A 6964-nucleotide genomic window follows, 5' to 3' on the forward strand; every position below is an offset into this window, starting at 1 on the left:
ATGCTGGAAAAAATTCTGTTTGTATTCTATCTGTTGATGAGCCCCATCATCATCCTGGCCCGGTTCACCAAGGCCGGTATCCTGAAATATGTCTACTGGACCTGTTACTACCTGAAACTGGTGCCCATCCTGGTGTCCATCTATGGATTCGGGCTCGCCTCCAGTTACCTGAAATGGAAATGGGTGCAGTTCAAGTGGCTGGTGCCGGGATTCTTCGGATATACCCACTTCAACCGGGATTCCATCGAGCTGGCCAATACGCGTATTCCGGGTACCGACTATCATCTGGGTTATATCCCGGAAAAGTTGCCGGCCGAACTGGTGTATCAGTGGCGCCGGGACAAGGTGTATCACAATTATATCCGTTCCATGATTCGGGCGAATCACGACTACATCAACGTGCCGATGGAAAACTTCGAGTTGCCGACTCCGGTATCCGACGACGAACTGGCGAAGATCGTTAGCAGCTCCCAGATTTCACACTACCTGACCGCTAAGAACGGTCGTTATGTCTTTGATATGACGCCCTTCCTGCAGGAAAAACGCTTCGCCAGCTCGGAATTCGAAGTGGCGAGCCTGTCCATCGCGGAGTCCTTCGACCCGGCCTCCATGGTCATCGCTTTTCGGGACGGTACGCGCGTGGCCTGTGGCGACGAGCACTGGGATCTGGCGAAGATCTACTTCCTGTCGAACACTATGGTCTTCTTCATTCTCGGTGCCCATCTGCATCACCATCTCTTTTTTCCGGAGATCGGTGCCGCCCAGTTGTTCAACCTGGTCCCCACCGACAGCAACTTTTACAAACTGATGCAACCGCATACCTCTTACATTCTGATGCTGAATCATCAGTTCAAGTCCAACCCGTTGTCGTTGCGTGAAACCACCGGCATCGCCGACAAGTTTCTGTACAGCTGTATCGGTTTCTATCCGGCGGAGACCTTCTACAAAGTGGGGTACGAGAACGCCCTGAACATGTACAACAAACGGGAGACGGACGAAGAAGCCCTGACGCAACGGTTCAATATTCAGTTCCGGATACCGTTCGAGGGGTATCTGGAGGGAGAGCACGAACTGAACCAGCAACTGAAGGACTACTACGGCACCGTCGAAAGGTTTGTGTCGGACATTTACGAGGACTTTTTGCGAGATGGCTCCGAGCCGCACATTAACCGCTGGGTTGACGAAGTGTGCCGTTACGTCAACCTGCCGTCCAAGGCGGGTGACCCGACATTCAATATTCAGGTGATCGCGACCTTCATCTGGTATGTCTCTTTCGTGCATTCATTGGAGCACTACCAGTTCCACAAGTACAAACGGAACTATTGTTTGCTGACGCGTTTACCGTTCGCGATCGCCAAGGACCGGCCCCTGAACGAAGTGTTCACGCAATATGATATCTGGAAGTCAAAACACATCGTTCTGACGTTCGGAAAAAATCATCTGAACCCGCGTGTATCCGAAGGTTATTTCAATCTGGACTACCGGTTTCGCGATCAGGCGTTGGTTCGCCGGCAAGAAAGCTTCAAGCAAGAAGTTGCCCAGTTGTTGGCGAGATTCGATACCCCGGCCGAAGCGATCGCCCTGTCCATACGCTATTAGAGTGTTTAAAGCTTGATACCCGCGTCGGCTCAGATCGGGGGCAACGCCTTACGAAGCGCGTCCGGTAACGGTACCGGGCGCCGGGTCTCCGGCGAAATGCACACCTGCGTCAAGCTGGCCGAAAAGGTGGTCTCCCGCGCGGCATTTCGGCCGGTAACCGCGAAGGTGAAGGCGGAGGTTTTGACGGATTCGCAACACACTTCGATTTCAATCGATTCGTCCCAGGTCATCGTTGCCAGAAATTCGATCGACAGCGCCCGTGCAGGCGGCAGAATGCCAAGGTCGAACAGTTCACGCACGGCCGGCCCGCCAAGGGCATCGGCCAGGAAATCGTGTACGGCTTCGATCACGAAGTAACTGATTCTTGGTGTGTAGACGACACCGGCGGGATCGCAGTCGCCGAACAGGATGGTTCTTTGGGTCGTGAATGCCATGTCTCGGTTCCCTCTCTTCTGGTACCGTGATCTTAACGGGAACAGGGAGCGGGGAACAGTCGGCGTCGTCCGAGCTGAGAGCCTTATGCGGCGTGGCAAGCGGGAGCCGTGATTGCGTCAGCATTACATTAACCCCTGGTGTCGAGCGTAGTATTCGAACACTTCCCGCGAGGTTTTCTTCAACGGGTATCCGAAGCGATATTTCAGAGCGTCGTTGCTCAATACCGGCCGATATCGCAGAAAGTCGATTTGCTCGGGTCCATAGGCCGTCAGATGGCAAAAATGCCCGATCGCCAGTCCGGTCTTGAGCACAACAGCCGGTAGGGACAGACAGGGTTTGTCCAACAAACGGGCAATGTCCTCCATGGTGAGTGCGCCGTCACCGGCCAGGTTGTAGCAACCGGTCTTCTCGTTCCGGACACCGGTATGGACGATGTCGACCACATCCTGGTCCCAGATGAACACGAACGGGGATTGCGAACCCCGGATCGTTAGCAGTCGGTCGCGTTGAAACAACCGGGTGATCGGGTTGTCGGTCCGGGCGCCGAGTACAGTGCCCGGGCGCAGTACGAGCTGTTTCAAGGCCGGTCGGGTTGCCCTGTAGTGAGCCAACATTTCCTCGATCAGCCGCTTGTGCTGACTGTACGAGAACCGCTCATGGCCGCGCAGCGGGTCGGTTTCCTCGATCCAGTCCGGGTTGTCCGGATGGTAACCGTAAGCGGCACCACTGCTGGTGACCGTCAGGTGGCGCACGCCAGCGTGCACACAACCCTCAAGCACATTGCGTGTGCCGTTGACGTCGATGTCGTAGTCGCGCGCCGGGTTGCCGCTGGGTTGCAGCACGCCCGCCAGATGGACCACGTGGGAGACGTGTTGTTCAGCCATCCAGCCCGGCAACTCGGGGTCACGGATGTCCAGTGACCGATAGGTGTACGCCGTCGAGGCATTGGCTTTTATATCGATACCGACCACCTCATGGTCTTCGCCCAGACGGTCGACCAACTGACGGCCCAGATAGCCCTCGCTGCCGGTGATCAGGATTCGCTTTACCATGGAACCTCCAATGTCCGAAGGTCGAATTGGATGGTATGGAACGGCTTCAGGTACCGCGGATTGTGAGACACCATTTCAGTTAACCCACCCCAGACTGTCCGATGCCCGGCGCAACGCCTTCAGATAGTCGGCCTTGTGGACGTAATAGGCCATGCGCGCCAGCTTGAGGTAGTCCATACCGCCGTCGACCCGGCGGTCGCAGTGACGCCGAACCCTGTCCATAAACCGTTTGGCCGAAGGGGCGACTTCCTCTCGCGCCAGGATGAAGCGAGCCACCAGTTGCGCCTGGTCGTCCCGGCCCTGCCAGCCGAGACCCGAGGCCTCCACCATGCCCATGACAAAGAGGTTGTCGAAGTGGGGAGTGAACATATTCAGGTAGAGCGACGGCGCGTCTCCCTGCCAGTTCAGATGTTGCGCGTCGATGAAGGGGTAGCTGAGCTCGTAACCGGTGGCTTCCAGAATCAGGTCGTACGTTCCGACCGAGTCGTCGTTGAAGAGGGCACCGGTCGCGGTCAACCGGTCGATGGCCGGTCGCACCCGGATGTCGCCGTGACCGATGTGGTGTAGAAACAGGGAGTTGACCACAGGATGAGACTCGTACATCCGGTAATCCGGATCCGGCAGGCCGAACTGGCTGGGTTTACCCGAGATCAGCCGGACCAGGCCGCCGTCCACCCATTGCTTGAGTCGGTTGGGCAGACGTATCTTGCCGCCGAGCGTGTCGGTCGGCACGCCGGCGACGAATTTCGGCAGAAAGTAGTAGCCGCGCCGGACCACCATGTCCACGGACGTTGCCCGATGCACCGCGTCCACCGCGATGTCGCAGGCGCTGTTGCCGCAGCCGACGATCAGCACCCGCTTGCCCGCGAACAGATCCGCGTTGCGATAGTCGGCACTGTGCAGCCGTTCGCCGTGAAAGTCCCCGTCGAATTCGGCCCGGCGGGGTTGGTGCAGGGTGCCGTTGGCCAACAGAACGCCCGCGCATTCCAGGGTCTCCGGTCGACCATTCCGGCAGTAGTCCACCCGCCAGCCGTCGCCGGACGGTTCGACCCGTTCGACCCGGGTGTTGAACCGGTAGTGACGATAAAGATCAAAATGCTCGGCGTAATCGCACAGGTACTGGTTGACCTCATCGTGGCGCGGGTAGATGGCGACTTCATCGCGCATCGGAAAATCGGAGAATTCCGTCATCCGCTTGGATGAAATCAGATGGGCCGAGTCGTACATGGTGCTGGTCGGGCTGTCGATCGCCCATAGACCGCCCACGTCGTTGTGGGTTTCGAAGCCCACCACCGGCAGCCCGAGCCCGGCCAGCCGTCGAACCGTGCACAGGCCCATCGGGCCCGCACCGATGACCGCATAAGGACGCATCCGTCACCTCGATTTGTTGTGGTTGTTGTCGGAGGGTGTTACTTGTTTCGAAGTAGCTTACGAGCCGGGTGGTACGCATACCCGAGCCGGAGAGGACAAGTATTGGTTAATTCGGGACATCGATTATGGCGGACACCAGCGTTACCCCCAGCTTTACCAAGGCGATCCTGACCGCCTTGCCCCGCCTGGTGGTGCGCTTGCCTTTGGATCTGGAGCACCGCATTCAGGTCACACAGGCCGACCAGCGCTTGCCCATGGCGTTACAGAACGAGTTCTGGCAGGCCGTGGTCGACCGCGAACCGGACCCGGCCATCGGGCTCGCCATCGGCAGCGCCCTGCAACCGGCGCACTACGACCTGGTCGGTTTTCTGGTGATGAGCAGCCCGTGCCTGGCCGACGCGGCCGACGGTCTGGTGTCCTATTCCGCGCTGATCGGGGAGGGTGGCCAGTTCTACCGACAGCACCGCGACGGCGCCTGGCGGCTGACCTACCAGGCGGACTTCCGAATCGCCCGGGCGCATCGCCAGAACGCCATCCTGGCGGCCATCATGCAAGGCAGTCGCTGGCTGGTCGGGCAGGACCTGGCGCCGGTCGCCGTCGGATTCGAATTCGGACAACCCGCACACCTTGAGCCCTACCGGCACTGCTTTGGCGACGCCCGTCTGAACTTCGGTCAGCAGGCCGCCTACATCGAGATTCGGGACGCCGACTGGCAACGCCCGATCAGCAGCGGCAGCGAAACCGTCCAGCACCAGATGCGCGATCTGGCCCAGCAACAGCTGCAACGCATCCACCCGGGCACCGTCGTCGACGAAGTACGCCAGCTGCTGCGCCAGAAACCGGCCCTCGGCCGCGCACAGATTGCCCACCTGCTCGCCGTCAGCGAGCGCCACCTCACCCGCAAGCTACACGACCACGAGACCAGCTACCGCGAGCTGGCCGACGAGGTGCGTCGCGAACGCGCCCTCGACCGACTCGCCGACCCGCGCCTGACCCAGGACGCCCTGGCCAGCTACCTCGGCTATTCCGACGCCAGCGCCCTGGCCAAGGCCTTCCGCCGCTGGACCGGCATGTGCATGCAGGCCTATCGCCGTCAGTCGAGAATGCGATAGGCTTAGCCCCGTCGCCCACTACCGGACCCCAATCGAACGTGATTGAGCAACTCGAACGTCAACTCAGCCAGCAACTGACGCAATCGCCCAAATCCCCCAAATATCTCTGCCTGCGCGATGCCGTCATCGACCTGATCGTCGACGGCACCCTGCCCGAAGGCACCCGTCTGCCCACCGAACAGGCGCTGGCCGGCACCCTGCCGGTGAGCCTTGGCACCATCCAAAAGGCGCTCAAGGTATTGGTCGACAGCGGCGACCTGGTGCGTAAGCGCCGCATGGGTACCTTCGTAGCCGAAGGTGACCACCGACGCGCCATCGGTACCCCGGCGTTCCAGTTCCTGCGGCCGGACGGGGCCGTGGTGAAGATGGTGTTCATCAAGCTGCTGAAGCGCGAACCGGTGGACCGGGACGGCCCCTGGACCGAAGTGCTGGGCGACTGTGACGAAGGCTACCTCCACCTGGTCCGCCAGGACCGCATCGACGGTGCCTTCTATTGCCACACCGACCTCTACCTGAGAGCGGATTTCGCCGGCAACCTGATGACGGTGCCCACCGACCAACTCGAACACGAAAGCCTGGTGCCCCTGCTTCAGGAAGCGGGCGTCATCCACCACTGGACCGCCGAAAACCGACTGGCCCAGGTCAGACTCCCCAAACCGCTCCACACCACCATTTACCCGGACGGAGCCCCCGACACCCCACTCGGGCTCAAACTCGACACCCGCTACCAATCCGAAGACGAACGCCCCTTCGCCTGGCAGGTTATGCACATTCCCCTGAATGATTACAGCCTGTCGTTGACGACCCGATCCCGTTGATTTGTGGCTGGGTTTGCGTTGGTGCCAGTGGATGTTTTGTTGGCACGGCTAGGTGAGGGTGGCTGGGTATACATTGGTGCCCATGGTCTGTCCCTTTGGCCCGGTCGACTACGGGTGGCTGGTATACTTTGGTGCCCTTGGGCCGTCCCCGGGAGGTACGGCGCGCTCTTCCAGGGGCCGCTGTGAACCCATCCATGGGCGCTTAGCTTCGGCATCCATGCCTCAGATACCCCTTCCAGAGCACCCCGTACCTCCAGGGGACTGTCATAGTTGGCAAAAGCTTATCCTTTCCAAACCCAGCGCAATCAAATTCTCAAATATTAGGGTTATTGTGACGGTCCATGTGCTCCCCAGGATTTTGATTCAAGAAGGGAGGGAATTACTAAGAAGGTGAGTTTGAGAACTGGCTATTACGGTACATGATCAATGATTCAATCTGAGCGAATGAATGCACTTTGTCTTCATACACGGTTATGTTGAGCGGTTTCAAATCGGTAGTTCATATGGAATTCAAGCTGTTTTAGGGAAATGTCTGTAGGTGTACCCACTGCTTCAGCGACCGATGCCGGGGGGGGGG

Annotated in this window: 6 protein-coding genes; 3 read left to right on the forward strand and 3 right to left on the reverse strand. The window is 59.2% G+C overall.

The window, feature by feature from the left end; all coding sequences use genetic code 11:
* Complete coding sequence (locus IE111_RS04945; RefSeq protein ID WP_189607387.1) at nucleotides 1–1599, forward strand: hypothetical protein; 1599 nt, start codon at nucleotides 1–3, stop codon at nucleotides 1597–1599.
* Nucleotides 1600–1628: 29 nt separating this feature from the next.
* On the opposite strand, the gene IE111_RS04950 is transcribed toward IE111_RS04945, so the two are convergent.
* The 3 genes from IE111_RS04950 to IE111_RS04960 form a co-directional block, all read right to left on the reverse strand.
* Nucleotides 1629–2033, reverse strand: a complete 405-nt coding sequence (locus IE111_RS04950; RefSeq protein ID WP_189607388.1) for an acyl-CoA thioesterase — start codon at nucleotides 2031–2033, stop codon at nucleotides 1629–1631.
* A gap of 123 nt (nucleotides 2034–2156) precedes the next feature.
* Nucleotides 2157–3086: an SDR family oxidoreductase gene (locus IE111_RS04955; RefSeq protein ID WP_189607389.1), complete on the reverse strand. Its 930-nt coding sequence runs from the start codon at nucleotides 3084–3086 to the stop codon at nucleotides 2157–2159.
* A 75-nt stretch (nucleotides 3087–3161) separates the two neighbouring features.
* Nucleotides 3162–4457, reverse strand: coding sequence for a flavin-containing monooxygenase (locus IE111_RS04960; protein WP_189607390.1), 1296 nt, complete (start codon nucleotides 4455–4457; stop codon nucleotides 3162–3164).
* 125 nt (nucleotides 4458–4582) lie between these two features.
* Between IE111_RS04960 and IE111_RS04965 the strand changes: the two genes are divergently transcribed.
* Complete coding sequence (locus tag IE111_RS04965) at nucleotides 4583–5569, forward strand: AraC family transcriptional regulator (protein WP_189607391.1); 987 nt, start codon at nucleotides 4583–4585, stop codon at nucleotides 5567–5569.
* Nucleotides 5570–5607: 38 nt separating this feature from the next.
* A complete protein-coding gene (locus tag IE111_RS04970; protein WP_229805227.1) occupies nucleotides 5608–6387 on the forward strand; it encodes a GntR family transcriptional regulator in 780 nt (259 codons plus the stop codon).
* Nucleotides 6388–6964 lie beyond the last annotated feature (577 nt).

It is taken from the genome of Saccharospirillum salsuginis (assembly GCF_014651855.1).
Taxonomy (GTDB): Bacteria; Pseudomonadota; Gammaproteobacteria; order Pseudomonadales; family Natronospirillaceae; genus Saccharospirillum; species Saccharospirillum salsuginis.